Origin of the sequence: Roseateles chitinivorans, from assembly GCF_050632145.1 — a bacterium.
Classification (GTDB): Bacteria; Pseudomonadota; Gammaproteobacteria; order Burkholderiales; family Burkholderiaceae_C; genus Roseateles; species Roseateles chitinivorans_B.
In genome coordinates, this window is record NZ_CP192577.1 from 1,215,945 (window position 1) to 1,232,180 (window position 16,236).

The 16,236-nt window shown below is 71.9% G+C and carries 12 protein-coding genes and 1 pseudogene; 6 read left to right on the forward strand and 7 right to left on the reverse strand.

All coding sequences use genetic code 11. The annotated features are described in order from the left end of the window. Positions 1–45 precede the first annotated feature (45 nt). From ACQ86G_RS05610 to pssA, 3 genes are read left to right on the forward strand one after another with little or no spacing between them, the layout of a single operon-like run. Positions 46–960 carry an HprK-related kinase A gene (locus tag ACQ86G_RS05610; protein WP_431259676.1) on the forward strand — a complete coding sequence of 305 codons (915 nt, stop codon included), beginning with the start codon at positions 46–48 and terminating at the stop codon, positions 958–960. Next, on the forward strand, positions 957–2,198 hold the full coding sequence (locus tag ACQ86G_RS05615) for a nucleotidyltransferase domain-containing protein (protein ID WP_431259677.1): 1,242 nt from the start codon (positions 957–959) through the stop codon (positions 2,196–2,198). The genes ACQ86G_RS05610 and ACQ86G_RS05615 overlap by 4 nt, the downstream gene beginning before the upstream one ends. Then, a complete protein-coding gene (pssA, locus tag ACQ86G_RS05620; protein WP_431259678.1) occupies positions 2,195–2,812 on the forward strand; it encodes a CDP-diacylglycerol--serine O-phosphatidyltransferase in 618 nt (205 codons plus the stop codon). Before ACQ86G_RS05615 ends, pssA begins: the two co-directional genes overlap by 4 nt. Before the next feature lie 114 nt (positions 2,813–2,926). Here pssA and ACQ86G_RS05625 read toward each other — a convergent pair whose 3' ends face one another. Both ACQ86G_RS05625 and ACQ86G_RS05630 read right to left on the reverse strand, forming a co-directional pair. Continuing rightward, positions 2,927–4,591: a S41 family peptidase gene (locus tag ACQ86G_RS05625; RefSeq protein ID WP_431259679.1), complete on the reverse strand. Its 1,665-nt coding sequence runs from the start codon at positions 4,589–4,591 to the stop codon at positions 2,927–2,929. A 118-nt stretch (positions 4,592–4,709) separates the two neighbouring features. After that, positions 4,710–5,033 carry a DUF2917 domain-containing protein gene (locus ACQ86G_RS05630; RefSeq protein ID WP_431259680.1) on the reverse strand — a complete coding sequence of 108 codons (324 nt, stop codon included), beginning with the start codon at positions 5,031–5,033 and terminating at the stop codon, positions 4,710–4,712. Between the two features lie 152 nt (positions 5,034–5,185). Here ACQ86G_RS05630 and ACQ86G_RS05635 point away from each other — a divergent pair, with 152 nt between their 5' ends. Next, positions 5,186–6,652: a PLP-dependent aminotransferase family protein gene (locus ACQ86G_RS05635; protein WP_431259681.1), complete on the forward strand. Its 1,467-nt coding sequence runs from the start codon at positions 5,186–5,188 to the stop codon at positions 6,650–6,652. A 92-nt stretch (positions 6,653–6,744) separates the two neighbouring features. Here the strand turns inward: ACQ86G_RS05635 and ACQ86G_RS05640 are convergent, their stop codons facing one another. The 5 genes and pseudogenes from ACQ86G_RS05640 to ACQ86G_RS05660 form a co-directional block, all read right to left on the reverse strand. Beyond that, complete coding sequence (locus ACQ86G_RS05640; RefSeq protein WP_431259682.1) at positions 6,745–7,815, reverse strand: alpha/beta hydrolase family protein; 1,071 nt, start codon at positions 7,813–7,815, stop codon at positions 6,745–6,747. Continuing rightward, positions 7,812–8,794 (reverse strand): annotated as a pseudogene (locus tag ACQ86G_RS05645) (DMT family transporter). Before ACQ86G_RS05645 ends, ACQ86G_RS05640 begins: the two are co-directional and overlap by 4 nt. A gap of 21 nt (positions 8,795–8,815) precedes the next feature. Then, a complete protein-coding gene (locus tag ACQ86G_RS05650; protein ID WP_431259683.1) occupies positions 8,816–9,643 on the reverse strand; it encodes an AraC family ligand binding domain-containing protein in 828 nt (275 codons plus the stop codon). 69 nt (positions 9,644–9,712) lie between these two features. Next, entirely contained in the window at positions 9,713–10,786 is a 1,074-nt protein-coding gene (locus ACQ86G_RS05655; protein ID WP_431259684.1) for an AraC family transcriptional regulator ligand-binding domain-containing protein, read from the reverse strand. Continuing rightward, entirely contained in the window at positions 10,783–11,691 is a 909-nt protein-coding gene (locus ACQ86G_RS05660; RefSeq protein WP_431259685.1) for a GGDEF domain-containing protein, read from the reverse strand. Before ACQ86G_RS05660 ends, ACQ86G_RS05655 begins: the two co-directional genes overlap by 4 nt. A gap of 187 nt (positions 11,692–11,878) precedes the next feature. Here ACQ86G_RS05660 and ACQ86G_RS05665 point away from each other — a divergent pair, with 187 nt between their 5' ends. Both ACQ86G_RS05665 and ACQ86G_RS05670 read left to right on the forward strand, forming a co-directional pair. Next, complete coding sequence (locus tag ACQ86G_RS05665; RefSeq protein WP_431259686.1) at positions 11,879–14,500, forward strand: TonB-dependent receptor; 2,622 nt, start codon at positions 11,879–11,881, stop codon at positions 14,498–14,500. 23 nt (positions 14,501–14,523) lie between these two features. Continuing rightward, positions 14,524–16,200: a phytase gene (locus ACQ86G_RS05670; RefSeq protein ID WP_431259687.1), complete on the forward strand. Its 1,677-nt coding sequence runs from the start codon at positions 14,524–14,526 to the stop codon at positions 16,198–16,200. The last annotated feature ends 36 nt before the right edge of the window (positions 16,201–16,236 follow it).

Genomic DNA, 16,236 nt, shown 5'->3' on the forward strand with positions numbered 1-16,236 from the left:
GGACGCGGCGGATGCCGTCGCGGAGGCGGCGGAGGAGCCGGTCGCTTGAAACTGCAGGACGTCGGCACCGCCGGGCTGCGGGCCCGGATGCGCGACGGCGGCGTGACGCTGCGGCTGTCGCCCTTCACCGTGCGCATGCGCTCCGACATCCCGCACCTGGCCGAGGATGTCGCGGCCATGTACCGTGATTTCGAGCTGGTCGAGGACGACGAGTTCGTCGACTTCCACGTCGCCGTGCTGCGCAGCCCGCACTGGCTCAGCCGCCTGCAAGGGCGCGCGGAGTTCTGGTTCGACGGCCAGCGCTCGTTCACGCCGCTGCCCGCCGCGCAGGCGCTGGCGATGCTCGAGTGGGGCATCAACTGGTGCATCGCCGCCCACGCCCATCAATACCTGCTGATCCACGCGGCGGTGCTCGAGCGCGGCGGCCGCGCGCTGCTGATGCCCGCGCCGCCGGGCTCCGGCAAGAGCACCTTGTGCGCGGCACTGGCGCATCGCGGCTGGCGGCTGCTGTCGGACGAACTCGGCCTGCTGGACATGGCCACGGGCCTCGTCCACGGCATGGCGCGGCCGATCAACCTGAAGAATGCATCGATCCCGCTGATCCGGTCCTTCGCGCCGCAGGCGCACTTCAGTGCCTCCATGCCCAACACGTCCAAGGGCACCGTCGCGCTGGTGCGTGCGCCGCAGGACGCGATCGAGGCCCGCGTGGCGCCCGCCCGCCCCGCCTGGGTGGTGCTGCCGGCCTGGCGCGCCGACGCGCCCGCACAGCTGATGCCGATCGAACGCGCCCGCGCGTTCATGGACCTCGCCGAGCAGTCCTTCAACTACGACGTCCACGGCCAGGCCGGCTTCCAGCGCCTGGGACGGCTGGTCGAGGCCTGCGCGTGCTACCGCTTCGAGTACAGCCGCCTCGACGAGGCCGTGGCGCACTTCGAGACGCTGGCGGAGGCGTCGCCGTGAGCGCCGCTGTGAGCGCGGCCATGGGTGCGCATCACGGCGACCGTCGCCGTCCGCTGCTGGTCCGCGTGCTGCTGCAGCCCGCGATCGCGGTCGGCTTGAGCCTGTCCGACTGGGACCTGCTGCTGCGCCAGGCGCGGCGGTCCAACCTGGCCGGCAAGCTGGCGGCCCAGATGGAGGCCGGCGGCTGGCTGGCCACGCTGCCCGAGCAGGTGCAGCCGCACCTGCGCTCGGCGCTGCTGCTGTCGCGTCGACAGGCGCAGATGCTGCGGCGCGAGGTCGACCTGCTGCGCCAGACGCTGGCCGAGCTGCCCGGGCCGCTGATCCTGCTCAAGGGCGCCGCCTATGCGCTCGGCGGCCATGCGCCGGCGCCGGGGCGGATGTTCAGCGACATCGACCTGCTGATCCCGCCCGCGCAGCTGCCGCGCTGCGAGACGACGCTGCTGGTGCACGGCTGGGACTTCGACGACGACCTGGACGCCTACGACCAGCGCTACTACCGCGACTGGATGCACGAGCTGCCGCCGCTGCACCACAAGCGCCGGGGCACCTCGCTGGACGTGCACCACACGCTGCTGCCGCCGACGGCGCGCACGCCGCTGGACAGCGGCGCGCTGTTCGATGCGCCGCGCTCGTTGGCCGGACCCGCCGGCCTGCCCGGCGTCTTCGTCCTGCCGCCCGAGGACATGCTGCTGCACAGCGCCGCCCACCTCTTCCACGAGGGCGAACTGCCCAACGGCCTGCGCGACCTGTTCGACCTCGACGCGCTGCTGCGCGAGTTCGGCGCGATCGACGGCTTCTGGACGCGACTGGGCGCACGCGCACGCCGCATCGGGTTGTCGCGCCCGCTCTGGCTGGCGCTGCGCTACACGCGGATGCTGCTGGACACGCCGTATCCGGACACGCTGCCGGCGGAACTCGGCCCGCCGCCCGGCGCGCTGGCGCTGCGGCTGCTGGATGCCTGCTACCGCCGCGCGCTGCGCCCGTCGCACGACAGCTGCAGGCTGCCCGGCCACGACCTGGCCGAGGCGGCGCTGTACGTCCGGTCGCACTGGCTGCGGATGCCTGTCGGGCTGCTGGCGCTGCACCTGACGCGCAAGGCCTGGAGCCGGATGACGACGCCCCCGGCGCGCCCCAGGTCGACCCGCCCGGCAACGCCTGACGGTCCGCCCGCCGGCTCGAGGCCGGGCCCGGCCTTTGCCACGAAGCGCAGGGCCTTCGCTTATGCTCGCTTCCCATGAACCGACCCAAGCCTTTCTCCATGATCCGCGAGTTCCATCTGGCGGACTGGTTCACCCTGGGCAACGCCTTCTGCGGCGTCGGCGCGCTGTTCTCGGTGATGACCTTCCTGCAGACCGGCACGGTGCAGCACCTGTACTACGCCTGTGCGCTGATCCCGGCGGCGCTGGTCTTCGACGTGTTCGACGGCCGCATCGCGCGCTGGCGCCAGAAGAGTTCCGCCATGGGGCGCGAGCTCGACTCGCTGGCCGACGTGATCTCGTTCGGCGTCGCGCCGGCGGTGATCGCCTACGGCTGCGGCATGCAGGGCCTGTGGGACCGCATCGTCCTGGGCTTCTTCGTCGCCTGCGGCGTGTCGCGCCTGGCCCGCTACAACATCACCGCAGAGACCCTGTCCGGCGGCGGCGACAAGGTCGCCTACTTCGAGGGCACGCCCATCCCCACCTCGCTGCTGCTGGTCATCGTGCTGTGGGTCGCCGCCTGGCAGGGCGCGATCGGCGAGGCGCTCTGGTTCGGCACCCTGAAGCTCGGCGGCTTCACGCTGCATCCGCTGGTGCTGCTGTTCGCGGTCTCGGGCTCGCTGATGATCAGCCGGATCCGCATCCCCAAGCTCTGAGCCTCGGGGCGGTCCCGGCCGCCGGCAAGCACCAACGACAAGGCCGCCTCGAGGGCGGCCTTTGTCATGGGCGCGTGCAACGCAGACACGCGCTTCCGGACCGTTCAGGGCCGTTCAGGGCCGTCCGCCGATGATCCGGTTGCTGCGCGCCGCGAGCTTCTTCAGGCTCAGGGCGACCGCGTCCCCGTCTGCCCGCCGCACGCCCATGGCGGTGGCCCGGTCGGCCTCCGACGGACTGACCGCCGGGCAGGTGCCGCTGCTGCGGTACTGCAGCGCCGCGGCCAGCATCGCCTCGTTGGCGTCGCCCAGCGCATGGTTGAAGTCGTCCGCGACCTGGCAACCCCTGACCCCGGTCGCCCCCGGCCCCGCCGGCACGAAACCGTCCGCGTAGTCGCCGAAGCCCTTGTTGTTGGTGCCGACGAACTCGATCGGGAAGTAGCTGTAGCCGCAGTTGTCCTTGGCGGTGAAGCCGTAGGGCTTGCCGCAGGTGGTGCCGCCGACCAGCACGACGTCCACGTCGACACCGCGCAGGCCGTTGATCAGCGCCTCGCTGGCCGAGCAGGTGCCCGACTGCGCCAGCACGAACACGCGCCTGAGGTTCAGCGCCGGCAGCGGCTGCTGCGAGGTGCAGTTGTTGCCCGACAGCAGGCAGGACTGGCTGTAGAACGGCGTCTTCGAATCGGGGCTGCTGGTCTCCGCCGCGCGCTTGCTGTTGTAGCGCAACTGCTCGAAGGTCTTGCCCGAGGTCGCCGTGCCGCCCGCGATCATGTAGGCCAGCTCGCTGGCGATGAACAGGTAGCCGCCGCCGTTGTAGCGCAGGTCGACGACCAGGTCGCTCACGCCGCTGGTGCTGAAGTTCTGCATCGCGGTGATCAGTTGCGATTCCGCCGTCAGGATGTGGTCGTTGAACAGCAGGTAGCCCACCTTGGCGCCGTCGGCCGCGGTGATCACCTGGGTCGTCGGCACCGGAGTCTTGGTGATGCTGCCCGCCGCGAGCGTGACATTGCGCGGCACGCCCGCGTTGGACGTCAAAGCGAAGCGGTGGCTGGTGCCGGCGGTGTCGGGGAAGAGCGCCGCGTTGAGCGTGTTCACCCCGGCCGCGTCGGCGACATCCGCCGCCGCGCCATCCGCGGTGACCAGCGTGTCGCCGCGGCGCACGCCGGCCAGGTCGGCGACGCTGCCCGGTTCGACGAACGCGACGCGCAGACCGCGCGGCGGCGTCGGCGACTTCATCGACCACTCGATCCCGTAGCCGACTTCCACGCCGCCCTGCGACAGCGCGTTCCATTCGCGCGTGCTCATCACGAAGCTGAACTGGTCCTTGCGCTTGTTGCTGGCGGTGCGTGCCGGCGACAGCAGGTCCTCGAAGTAGGCGTTCAGCGCGGCCCCGACATCGCTGCCGCTGTACGCGGCCGCCGAGGCGTCGATCGACGGCACGTCCTCGCGCCACAGGTAGGCCTCGTCGAGGTAGGCGCGGACCCAGCTCTTCTCGGCGCCCAGGGAGCCGGTGCGCAGGTTGGCCGCCGCTTCCGTGTTGCCCGGCGCGCATTGCTGGGCGTAGCTGGCGCTGGGCTGGATCGGGCCCTGGGTACCGGCATTACCGCCGCTGTTCCCGCCGCTGTTCCCCCCGCCACTGCTGCCGCCACCGGCGGAGCCGCCGCTGCCGTTCAACGGCGTGCCGCTGGCGCCGCCGCCACCGCCGCAGGCGCTCAGCAGCATGGCCCCGATCGCCCCGGCCACGGCCAGACGCGCCACCCGCCCCATCGCGGTTCTGTTCATCGCAACTCCCTCGAGGGACTTCGGTCCCGTGTCTCTTGTTTCTCCGTCGACATCACCGGATGCCGTTCGGAAACCTACGAGGGCCGAGTTATAGCGAAAACCGCGACGGACCGCAGGCTCAGTCGAGCGCCTCCGCCTTCAGGGTCACGAGCGACGCACCCTCGCCGCTGACGAAGATCGTCCACCCGGACCCGCTCACGGGCGCCGGCAGGTCCAGCGTCTGGCCGGGCGCCAGCCAGTGATCGTCGAGGCAGCCCGCGCGGGTGATCCACGCACGGCCGCCATGGACACGCAGCCGCACGGGGCGACGCAGTCGCAGCGCGACCGAGCGACCGTCGGTCGGCAGCACGACGGCGCCCGGTCCGGGACCGGGAGGAACGAAGGCCGGCGCGGGCAGGAGCCGGGACCGGAGCGGCGAAGGGAGCAGGCGGAACGGTTGCATGTCGTCACGATAAAAAATCGCGCCGTCGCGCTCCATCCACAGCCACCGACCGATGCGAGGCATACAGCCTGCGCACGGGCGGGACCTGTGCTGGCCGGCTTGCCGCCGATCTGTATTGGTCGTCGCCGGGTGGGAGCACACAGAATCGACGCATGGACGCGCCGCTGTTACCGCTGTACATGCAACTCGCCGACCGGATGGCCCGGTCGATCCGCTCGGGCACGCTGAAGCGCGGCGAGCGGCTGCCGTCGGTGCGGGAGCTGGCGGGACAGCACGGCGTGTCGCTGTCCACGGCGGTCCAGGCCTACCGCTGGCTGGAGGATGCGCGGCTGATCGAGGCCCGGCCGCGATCGGGCTACTTCGTCGCGGCGCGCCCGCCGCGACTGCCGGAGCCGCGGGTCTCGCGGCCCGATACCGCCTCCCGGATGGTGCAGCTGGACCAGCTGGGCGTGCAGGTGATGGCGCTGTCGCAGGATCCGACCTTCATCTCCTTCGGCGCGGCCTGCCCGGGCCCGGAGCTGTTCGACCAGGACCGCGTCCGCCGCGCGATGGCGCGCTCGGTGATGCGCCACCGGGACCTGCTGTGCACCTACCCGCTCGGCCCGGGCATGGAGGAGGCGCGGCGGGCGGTCGCGCGCCATGCGCTGGGACTGGGCTGCGTGCTCGACCCGGACGAGGTCGTCCTCACCAACAGCTGCATGGAGGCCATCAGCCTGTGCCTGCGCACGGTGTGCAAGCCCGGCGACGTGGTGGCGCTCGAATCGCCGACCTACTACGGCTTCCTGGAGATCCTGCAGAGCCTGCACCTGCGCGCGCTGGAGATCCCCACGCATCCGCGGCACGGCCTGTCGCTGGACGCGCTGCAGCTGGCCTTCGAGACCCAGCAGGTCAAGGCGGTGCTGACGGTGCCCACCCTGTCGAATCCGCTGGGCGCGTCGATGCCGGTGCCGGAGCGCCGCCGTCTGGCGGCGATGGTGGCGCGGCACGACGTGGCGCTGATCGAGGACGTGCTCTACAACGACCTGTCCGAGCAGGAGGACAAGCGCCGCGCGGTGAAGTCCTTCGACACGACGGGGCACGTGATGATCTGCGGCTCGTTCTCGAAGACGATCGCGCCCGGGCTGCGGCTCGGGTGGGTCGACGCGGGGCGTTGGGGCCGGGTGTTGCGGCAGACGAAGGCGGTGCAGTCGGGCGGCCAGACCAGCGTGCTGGAGCTGGCGCTGGCGGACCTGCTCACGCAGGCGGGCGGCGGCGCCGCGTTGCGCCAGCTGCGGGCCACGGTCGCGGCCCGCGTCGACCACGCCCGGCAGATGATCGCGGAGAGTTTCCCGAAGGGCACGCGCGTGTCCGACCCCGCCGGCGGCTTCATCCTGTGGGTGGAGCTGCCCGAGGGGCTGGACACCGCGCTGCTGTACGAGGCCTGCCTGGCGGAGCAGATCGTGATCGCGCCGGGGATGATGTTCTCGGCGAGCCCGCGCTTCCGCAACTGCGTGCGGCTGGGCGTCGGCGGCCAATGGGGTGAACAGCACCCACACGCGTTGCGCCGGATCGGCGCCCTGGCGAAGTCGCTGCTCATGGCCCCTTCAAACATCTCCGGCGGCAACGAACTCGCGGCCTGAAGCGCGCCCAATCTAGGCGCGGAGCACAGCCGTAGCGGCGCTACGGCGCGCATCCGCAACGACGAGTGGGCGTGCTTCAGGCCGCGAGTTGGTCAGCCTTGGAGCCATTCGTCCTTGGGGTCCAACCCCTTGGGGGCCTTGAGGCGCGTCAGCGCGGCCTCGTCCTCGAGCAGCCGCCAGCGCCACCAGTCCGTGCTGATGGACTTGATGAGCGCCGCGTGATGCGCGGCGAGCTTCTCCGGCACGGGCTCGCGCGCACGACCGAGCAGCCGCTGCCCGAAGCCTGCGCCGCGCTCCCCGCCGCCGCCGAAGCTCATGTGGTCGGCGCCCTCCAGCCACAGCTGCGCCTTGGCGCCGGCCGGCAGGGTGTCGTAGACGGCGCGGCGGTAGCGGCCGTCGCGCTCCTGGCCGATCGGGTTGCCGTCGAGGCTGCCGGTCAGGCACAGCATCGGCCGCGTGATGCCCTTGATGCCGCCCGGGAAGTGTCCGGCCGACGGACTGAACGCGGCGAAGGCCTTGAAGTGCGATTCCGTCAGGTCGGGCGCGCTGCGCTCCCGGAAGTCGCGTCCGGCGACCGCCAGCGTCGTCTGCGCGCCGAAGGAATGACCGGACATGCCCAGCGCCTCCGGCCGCACGCGGGCCCACGCGCCATTGCCCTCCTTCTGCAGCTTCAGCAGCTGCTCGACGGCGAATTGCACGTCGTGCCCCCGCTCGATCAACTGCTCGGCACTCGCGGCGGCCTTCACGCCCTGCAGGCCGCTGCGCCAGATCGCGCGGTCGCTGCCGGCATGCTGCAGATGCAGCGTCGCGATGCCCGCATCCGCCCAGGCCTGCGCCCATTCAGTGCCGCCGTCCAGGCTGCCGCCCAGACCGTGTGAGAACACGACGAGTGCGACCGGCCGATCGCCCTCGGGCAGGCGCAGGCGCCAGGGGATGTCGCGCAGGCGGGACTGGTCGCGCCACGCGCCCTGCTGGACGCCGGGCATCGGCGCGGGCACGGCATCGGCGGCGGAAGCACCGGGCGCCGAAGCCGGCGCGCCCTGCGCACGCGCGGGGAACGCGGCAGCGGCGCCGAAGGCGGCACCGACGGTGTTTGCGGCGGTCAGGACGGAGGCACGCTTCAGGAGCGCACGGCGGGCGGGATCGTGAGGCAGAAAATTCATGGCGACGAGGCGGGCAGATGCCGTTCCCGCCCTGGCAGCACCGTCTTGAGGCGCAGCGCCCAGCACACGCCGCCGACCAGGAGCAGCACGCCGGCCACGCCCATCAGCGGCGGCGACTCGCCGCGGTGCAACTGCGCATAGACCAGCGCGGCCAGCGTCTCGAAGACGATCAGCTGTCCGACCAGCGCGGTGGGCAGGCGCTGGCTGGCCTCGTTCCAGCACAGCGTGCCGAGCCAGGACGCGAACAGCCCGACGGCCGTCATCAGGCCGACGAAGGGCCACAGCCGCGGTCCGGCCGGGAAATCGAAACCGGCCGGCAGCAGCGGCAGCCCGGTGCCGTCGGCGATCGCGAGGACGAGGAAGGCCAGCACCGCCATCGGCAGCGTCACCAGCCCCTGCGCGGTGGCCCAGGCGCGGGGGTTGCGGTCGGCGTGCGCGCGCAGCCAGTCGGCGTTGCGGATGGGATACCAGGTCCAGCAGGCCAGCGCGATCAGCGCCAGTCCCGCCCCTGCAGATAACGTCCGAGCGCCTGCGGCGCGACGGCGGCCTGCTCGACCTGGTTGACGCAGCCGATGCCCAGCGCGATCAGCAGCAGCGCGGGTGCCAGGTCGCGCCAGCGGTAGTGGCCGTCGCGCACGGCATTGCGCCGGTTGGAGCAGACCGCGATGACGACGGGCAGCGTGCCGATGATCATCGTCGGCAGGGGGCCGCCGGCGCGCTGGATGGCGGCGGCCAGCGTCAGGTAGTACAGGAAGTTGCCGATGGCGCTGAGCTTCACCGCGTCGACCCAGTCCGCCCGGGTGAGGCGCTTCAGCTCCCGCCAGTCGATCGCCGCCAGCGGCACGGCCAGCAGGCCGAACGCGAGGTAGCGCCCGGCCATCAGCATGGCGGCGGGGTACTCGGGCAAGAGCAGCGGCGTGACGAACACCAGGCCCCACATCAGGCCGGCGGCGAGCGCGAACAGGAATCCAGACAGCATGCGACGCAGTGTCGCCCCGCGTCAGGGTCGGCGTCTTGTACCGAGTTGCTGCTGGTAGCGCGCGGGCGTCACGCCATAGCGTCGCGCGAAACCGCGGGTCAGGTGCGCCTGGTCGGTCAACCCGACGGCGGCGGCGACCTGCGCAGGCGCATGGCCGGCGGCGAGCTGCCGCTTGGCCTCGTTGAGCCGCAGCGCCATCAGCGCCTGCTGGGGCGTCGCATGGTGCTGCGCCTTGAAGCTGCGCAGGAAATGGAAGGGGCTCAGGCCGGCGACGGCGGCCAGGCGGGCGGTGTCCAGCGATTCGTCGAGGTGGGCGCGCATGTGCTCGATCACCGGCGCGAAGCGCGGCGCGGCGCCGTCGGCCCGGACCGGCGCGCGATGCGCATGGCGGCTCAGCCCCTGCACCAGCTCGAGCAGGGCGCTGTCGAAGGCCAGCGGCTCCCGTGCGCGCCACAGCGCGGCGATCAGCCCGGCGGCGCGCGTGGCGGCCGCCGCGTCGTGCGCGACGGCCGCGTCGAAACGCCAGGCCGGCCCGCCGTAGAGCTCGGACAGCAGCGCCTCGTCGAGGTAGACCATCCGGTAGCCCCACGCATCGGCGGTGGCGGCCTCGCCGGTATGGATGTCCTCGGGGTTCATCAGCATCAGCGTGGCGCGCGGCGCGAGATGCTCGCCGCCGCGCCAGCGGAAGCGCCCGACGCCCTCGGTGATCGCGCCCAGGCCGTAGGCCTCGTGCGTGTGCGGCTCGAAGCTGTGGCGCAGGATGTGGGCGTGGTACAGCTCCACGCCCGCGCGGTGCGCGGGGCGGCGGTACTGGGCCTGATCCTCGGGATGTTCGAACGCCGTGGGCATGGGGCGCAGTCTATGCGGGCCCTCTTGCCGCGCGCCGGCGTCAGCCTTCGCGGCTGGGGAAGGACCGGCTCAGAGCAGTCCCGGCGTCATCCCCGTCCAGCGCTTGAACGAGCGCCGGAAGTTGCTCTTGTCGGTGAAGCCCAGCGAGCGCGCGACCGCCTCGCCGCGCTGGCCGCGCAGCAGCATCAGGTAGAGCGCGGCGTGCGCGCGGACCTGGTCCAGCTGCGCCTGGTGGTGCGTGCCGAGCTGGGCCAGCTGGCGCTTCAACGTCGCCGGGCTGACGCCGAAGCGTCGCGCGCTGCGTTCCAGCGAGGGGTCGCCGCCGACCTCGGCCAGCAGGTGGTCGTAGAGCGCGGCGAGCTGGCCGCGCGACGCGGCCTCGGGGTCCGCGCCCTGGGCCAGCGCGCCGGCCGCGAGCGCCGGACGTCCAGGCACCGCCGCACGCCAGGGCAGCGTCGCCGCGGTCAGCGGCAGCCGCATCGCGTCGACCTGGCAGCCGAAGCGCAGGTCGGCGCCGAGGTAGGCCGCGTGCTGCGAGAGCTCGCGCGGCCAGGTCCGGTTGAAGGAGAAGGACCACGGCAGCGGCGTGCCGCCCAGCCATTGCGCCATCGCCACGACGGCGCTCATCTGCATGTCCACCAGCAGCGGCTGCAGGCTGGCCGGCGCGCCGCAGGACTCGGTCCAGACGAGCAGCAGTTCATCGGCCGTCTCGACCAGCCGCGGCGTCAGCAGCGGCGACAGGCGCGCCGGCCAGTCGCAGAGCACGCGCAGCGCCTGGCGCAGGTCGCCGGCCTGCTGCAGCGCCTGGCTCGCCAGGCCGTAGTGGCCGGGCAGGCTCAACTGCCCGATCACGAAGCCGACGTCGCGCGCCAGCGGCTGCAGGGCCGCCAGCATCGACAGCAGCTGCCGGGGCGACAGCGTCTGGCCCGGCGCCACGCCGCAACGGCCCAGCCACTCGGCCGGTGCGATCGCGCGGCTGCGCGCGAACTCGCCCAGCAACGCGCCCTGGTAGGCCCAGGGGATGAACGCGTGGTCCGCGCCGTGATGCGCCGCGGCCCGCGTCGGCAGGGCCTGACGCAACGCGGCCAGGGCGTCCCCGGCCGCCTCGGTCGACAGCCGCGCGGCCGCCGCGTCGAGGCTCACCGCAGCCGCCCCAGCAACCGCAGCAGCTGCGCCTCGGCGTCCTCCTGCGGATCCAGCGCGGCACTGGCCATGCGTGCGCTCAGGCGCGCGCGGGTCCGACCGTCGGCACACGGATGCACATGCGCGGACAGCGCCGCGAGCAGGTCGCCCGGCAGCGCGGAATCCGCGTTCGGCAGCAGCGCGACGAAGCGGTCGGCGGCGTAGCGGCAGAGCAGGTCGCCCGCGCGCATCTGCAGCAGCAGCAGCGGCCCGGTGGCCTGCAGCAGGCGGTCGGCTTCGGCCAGGCCGTGCTGGCGCGCCAGCGCGGGCAGGTCCTGCCAGCCGAGCATCACCAGCGACGTTCCCGGCGAGTCCGCGTCGCGGTCGAGCGCCTGCTGGCGCCGGATCTGGTCCAGCAGGTAGGCGCCGTCGCCGAGCTGGGTCAGTCCGTCGATCTGCGCATGCTCGCGGTAGCCCCGCTCGCGGCCGGCGCGCAGCGCGTTCAGCGCGAGCTGCTCCTGCCGCCACAGGTGCAGGCCGAAGGTCAGTCCCACCATCCCGATGACGTGGAAGCTCGACTCCATGCCCATCAGCAGCGTGAACGCACGCGGAAACTTCCAGAACTCGTCCATCAGGTCCGCCCAGCCGCCCAGCAGCATCCCCGACAGGCCCAGGCACAGCCAGGTGGTGACGCGGCCGGCGGGCCGGCTCGCGCGCAGCTGCACCAGCCACAGCGCCAGCATCGCGACGATCGAGGTCTCGCTGACGATGTCGATCCAGCGCCAGAGGCCCAGCGGCTTGGCGATGGCCCAGTAGCCGAAGGACCAGGTGACGGCGGCCATCGCCAGCAGCAGCGCATGGCCGAAATGACGCGAGCCCGCGACCGGCGCGAGCACCAGCGGCGGACGAGGCAGCACGATCTTCATGGCGCGCGATGCTAGGCGGCGCGTGTGACAGTCGCCGTCACACGGCCCGGCGGGGGTCGGATCGGCTCACCGGCCGGACCCGGCGGAGCCGACCGCGCCGGACCTTGCCGAGAATGCCACGCTGTCACGGACCCGCCATCCGCGCTTCCTAACGTGCGCCGCATCCGTGACTCAGCGACCCACTCCCATGCGCACGCCGCCCCGCCCCACCCTGCTCGCCCTCTGCCTGTCCAGCCTGTTCGCCGCCGTTCCGGCGATGGCGCAGCAGAGCGCCGATCCGAAGGCCGACGCCCGACCTGAAGCGAACGCCGGCGTCAAGGCCGAAGCGAAGCCCGCGTCGACGTCCGGCGCGAAGTCCGACGCCAAGAACGACGCCAAGGACAAGACGTCCGAGGCGAAGCAGCTCGAGACCGTCGTCACCGTCGGCCAAGCCGCGGCGCTGCGCTCCGCGCTCGACAAGCAGGCGGCCGCCACCGGCGTCGTCAACGTCGTGCACGCCGACGGCATCGGCCAGCTGCCCGACAACAACGCCGCCGAGGCGCTGGCCCGCATGCCGGGCGTGTCGGTTGAGCGCGACCAGGGCGAAGGCCGCTTCATCCGTGTCCGTGGCCTGGGCCCGGACTACAACGCCGTCAACATCAACGGCGCACTGACGCCCGCCTCCGAATCCGACCGCCGCGCGCCAGGCCTGGACCTGGTGCCGGCCGGCCTGATCCGCTCGCTGGAGGTGCAGAAGACGCTGACGCCGGACCAGGACGCCAACTCGCTCGGCGGCACGGTGACCGTGCGCACGCTCAGCGCCTTCGACCAGCCGGGGCGGCTCTTCACGATGGAGCTCGGCGGCAACTACGACGCCAACGCGTCCAAGACCAAGCCGCGCGGCTCGGTGGCCTTCGCCGACCGCTTCGCCGGCGGCACGCTGGGCGTGGCGGTGGCGCTGTCCGGCGATCAGCGCCGCTTCGCCAGCGACAACGTCGAGACCGGCGGCGACTGGGACGGCGACAAGCTGAACAGCTTCGAACTGCGCCGCTACAGCATCACCCGCGAGCGCGTCGGCGCCGCGCTGAACCTCGACTTCAAGCCGGACGAGGCGTCGCTCTTCTACCTGCGCAGCTTCACCAGCAAGTTCACCGACCAGGAGAGCCGCCAGTCGATTGCCGTCGAGTTCGACGAGGCGCAGGCGCCGGGTGAGACCGGCGACGGCACCGTCAGCCGCGGCCTGAAGGCACGCAAGGAGATCAACAAGTCCAGCGCGGCGGTGCTCGGCACCGAACTGTCGCGTGGCGACTGGAAGTTCTGGGCCGAGGCCGGCGCCGGTCGCGCCAGCGAAAGCAAGCCCGACACGCTCGCCTCGTCGTCGTTCACGGCGGACTTCTCGGGCCTGGGCTACACGGACACCGTCAAGCCGATGCCGACCGCCGTCGCCGGCCTGGGCGACGCGTCGCGGTATGCCTTCAACAAGGCCAAGATCGAAAGGAGCAATGCCACCGACCGCGTGCGCCACCTGAAAGCGGACGTGCAGCGGGAGTTCGATCTCGGCGGCTGGGACCTCGACCTCAAGACCGGTCTGAAGGCCACGCGCCGCGACAAGGACAACGAGCAGGAAACCTACGCTCCGAGCGCCAAGGTGCTGAAGAAGGCGCCCTACAACCTGACCGGCGCGCTGCTCGGCCTGGGCAACTTCGTCGGCGGCGGATCGATCGACTATCCGTGGACCTCGTTCGGCCCCGGCATCGATGCCGGCAAGCTGCACGGCCTGTACGGCGGCATCGACCTGAACGCGTTCCGCGACGCGGTCGATTCCACCGTCAACGACTACGGCATGAAGGAACGCACCGACGCCGGCTACCTGCAGGCCACGCTGGAAAGCGGCGGCACGCAATGGCTGGTCGGCGTCCGCCACGAGCGCGTGCGCTTCACCGCCGACGGCACCGCGTGGAAGGACGGCGTGCTGAGCGCGGTGCACCAGGACACGCGCTCGCGCCACTGGCTGCCGGCGGTGCTGCTGCGCCAGACGCTGAACGAGGGCCTGGTGCTACGCGCGGCGCTCACCCACTCGGTGGTGCGGCCGGCTTTCGGCCAGCTCAGTCCCGGCGTGACCGTCGACGGCGACGAGGCGACCATCGGCAACCCGCTCCTCAAGCCGCTGCGCGCGCGCAACCTGGACCTGGGCCTGGAGCAGCGCCTGGGCCGCGACGGCGCGATGTCGGCCTACGTCTTCCACAAGAAGATCCGCGACTTCGCGTTCCAGACCGATCTGGCGGGCACGCCCGGCTGGGAAGACTTCAGCCACGTCGAGTCCTTCGCCAACGGCGGCGATGCGACGGTGCGGGGCGTGGAGCTCTCCTGGAGCCAGGCGTTGAGCACGCTGCCCGCGCCATGGAACGGCCTGGTGGTCGGCGCCAACGGCAGCTTCGTGAAGTCGCGCGCGACCATCGTCGGCTACGACGGCGGCCAGCTCGTCAGCCGCCGCATCGCGCTGCCGAGCCAGTCCGATCGCAGCGTCAACCTCAGCCTGGGTTGGGAGTCGCCGGCCTTCGGCGCGCGGATCGCGCTGAACCACAAGTCGCCTTACCTGCTCGAAGTCGGCGACGTGCTGGACGCCCGCCAGGACCGCAAGGTCGACACGCAGAACCAGATCGACGCCTCGATGCGCGTGCAGCTGACGAAGCAGCTGCAGCTCCAGTTCGAGGCGCTGAACATCGGCAACGAGCGCTACTACGTGTACCAGGGCAGCAAGGCCTTCAACACGCAGTACGAGCAGTACGGCCGGGCCTACAAGCTCAGCCTGAAGCTGGCGATGTTCTGAAGCGGCGGCACACGATGACGACGATGGTGAAGAAGACGAAGACGATCGGCGCACTCGCAATCTCGGCCGCCTTGGCGACTGCGATGTCGGTGATGGGGTGGGTGGCTCACGCGGCGACCCCGGTGGTCGCGGGCGCGGGTGCCGTGTCCGCGACGATGCCGAAGGCGGTGCTCGAACTCGGCAAGAGCGGGCTGCGTCTGCTCGATGACAAGGGGCAGGTGGTGGACGAGTTCGGCGTCCGGGCCAAGCGCTGGGACCGCCGCCAGTTGGCCGACGGAACGACGGTCGCGCTGCTGCAGGATGCCGACTCCGGCGCGCTGCGCCTCATCGAGGTCCGCGATCGCCAGTTGCGTGAACGCGCGCAATGGACCGGTCCGGCCTTCGATGTGGAAGCCGTCTGCCTGTACCTGGAGCCTCGACAGCAGACGCTGCAGGCGTTCCTGCTGGGCAGCGACGGGTTGGCCGAGCAGTGGTTGCTGACCGCAGCGGCACACGGCCGGGGCCAAGGTCGGAATCAGGGTCAGGTGTTGCGTCAGCTCGCAACGGTGCCCGACGCCAAGGGCTGCACGGTGCGCGACGACGAGGCCACGCTGTACGTCGCCGAAGCCGGCGTGGGCCTGTGGGCCTTCGTCGCGGATCCCGAGCGCGCGGGTCGCGAGCTGGTCGCGCCCGGCCTGGCGCCGCAGGACATGGCGCTCTGGATGGAAGCCAGCGCGGCGCAGCCGCGTCCGGTGATCCCGGTCGCCAGGCCCTCGGCCCAGACCGAGCCGGTACGCGGCGGCGGCGATGCGGCGGATGACCCGGCGATCTGGGTCCATCCGACGCAGCCGGCGAGAAGCCGCATCCTCGGCACCGACAAGAAGCGCGGGCTCGCGGTCTACGACCTGCAGGGCCGCGAGGCGCAGTTCCTGCCGGTCGGCCGGGTCAACAACGTCGACCTGCGCCAGCGCGTGCGCTACGGCGGTCGCACGTGGGACCTGGCCGTCGCGACGCAGCGCGACCGGCGCAGCGTGCTGCTGTTCGGGATCGACGGCGCGGGCCGGATCTCGACGCTCGCCGAGTTCCCGACCGGACTGGACGAGGTCTACGGCATCTGCAGCGCCCGCAATCCGGCAGGGGGTCTGGACGCCTTCGTCAATGACAAGGATGGACGTGTTTTGCAACTGCGCGTGACGCAGCGGGCGGGCGCGTGGTCGGCGTCGACGGTGGCGTCGATGAAGCTGTCGACGCAACCGGAAGGTTGCGTCGCCGACGAGCCGGGTCGGCAGCTGTTCGTCGGCGAGGAGAAGCGCGGGCTGTGGCGTGTGGCGCTGGACGCGGACGGACGGCTCGGCGACGCAACGCTCATCCTGCCGGTGGGCGAGCTGCTGCACGCGGACGTCGAAGGCATGGCCGTGCACCGCGGTCCGGACGGCGCCTGGCTGGTGGTGTCCTCGCAGGGCAACGACAGCTACGTCGTGCTCGATGCGGACGCGCCGCATGCGGTCAAGGGGCGCTTCGGGGTCGGACTGAATCCGGCGCGCGGCATCGACGCGGCGTCGGAGACGGACGGGCTGGACATCACCTCGGCGTCGCTCGGCGGCGAGTACGGCGAGGGCCTGCTCGTCGTGCAGGACGGCCACAAGCGCTGGCCGATGGGCCGGCAGAACTTCAAGCTGGTGCCGTGGCGCGAGGTCGTGCGGGTGATCGAGGCGCCTTGATCGCGCGGGCGAGAGGGCTGATGATCCGGGCCTTTT

Excerpts from the sequence above, each read along its gene's own strand:
- ACQ86G_RS05665 (WP_431259686.1), top strand. The coding sequence starts at position 11,879 with ATGCGCACGCCGCCCCGCCCCACCCTGCTCGCCCTCTGCCTGTCCAGC.
- ACQ86G_RS05650 (WP_431259683.1), bottom strand. The coding sequence starts at position 9,643 with ATGCCCACGGCGTTCGAACATCCCGAGGATCAGGCCCAGTACCGCCGC.
- ACQ86G_RS05635 (WP_431259681.1), top strand. The coding sequence starts at position 5,186 with ATGGACGCGCCGCTGTTACCGCTGTACATGCAACTCGCCGACCGGATG.
- pssA (WP_431259678.1), top strand. The coding sequence starts at position 2,195 with ATGAACCGACCCAAGCCTTTCTCCATGATCCGCGAGTTCCATCTGGCG.
- ACQ86G_RS05630 (WP_431259680.1), bottom strand. The coding sequence starts at position 5,033 with ATGCAACCGTTCCGCCTGCTCCCTTCGCCGCTCCGGTCCCGGCTCCTG.
- ACQ86G_RS05670 (WP_431259687.1), top strand. The coding sequence starts at position 14,524 with ATGGTGAAGAAGACGAAGACGATCGGCGCACTCGCAATCTCGGCCGCC.
- ACQ86G_RS05625 (WP_431259679.1), bottom strand. The coding sequence starts at position 4,591 with ATGAACAGAACCGCGATGGGGCGGGTGGCGCGTCTGGCCGTGGCCGGG.
- ACQ86G_RS05640 (WP_431259682.1), bottom strand. The coding sequence starts at position 7,815 with ATGAATTTTCTGCCTCACGATCCCGCCCGCCGTGCGCTCCTGAAGCGT.
- ACQ86G_RS05660 (WP_431259685.1), bottom strand. The coding sequence starts at position 11,691 with ATGAAGATCGTGCTGCCTCGTCCGCCGCTGGTGCTCGCGCCGGTCGCG.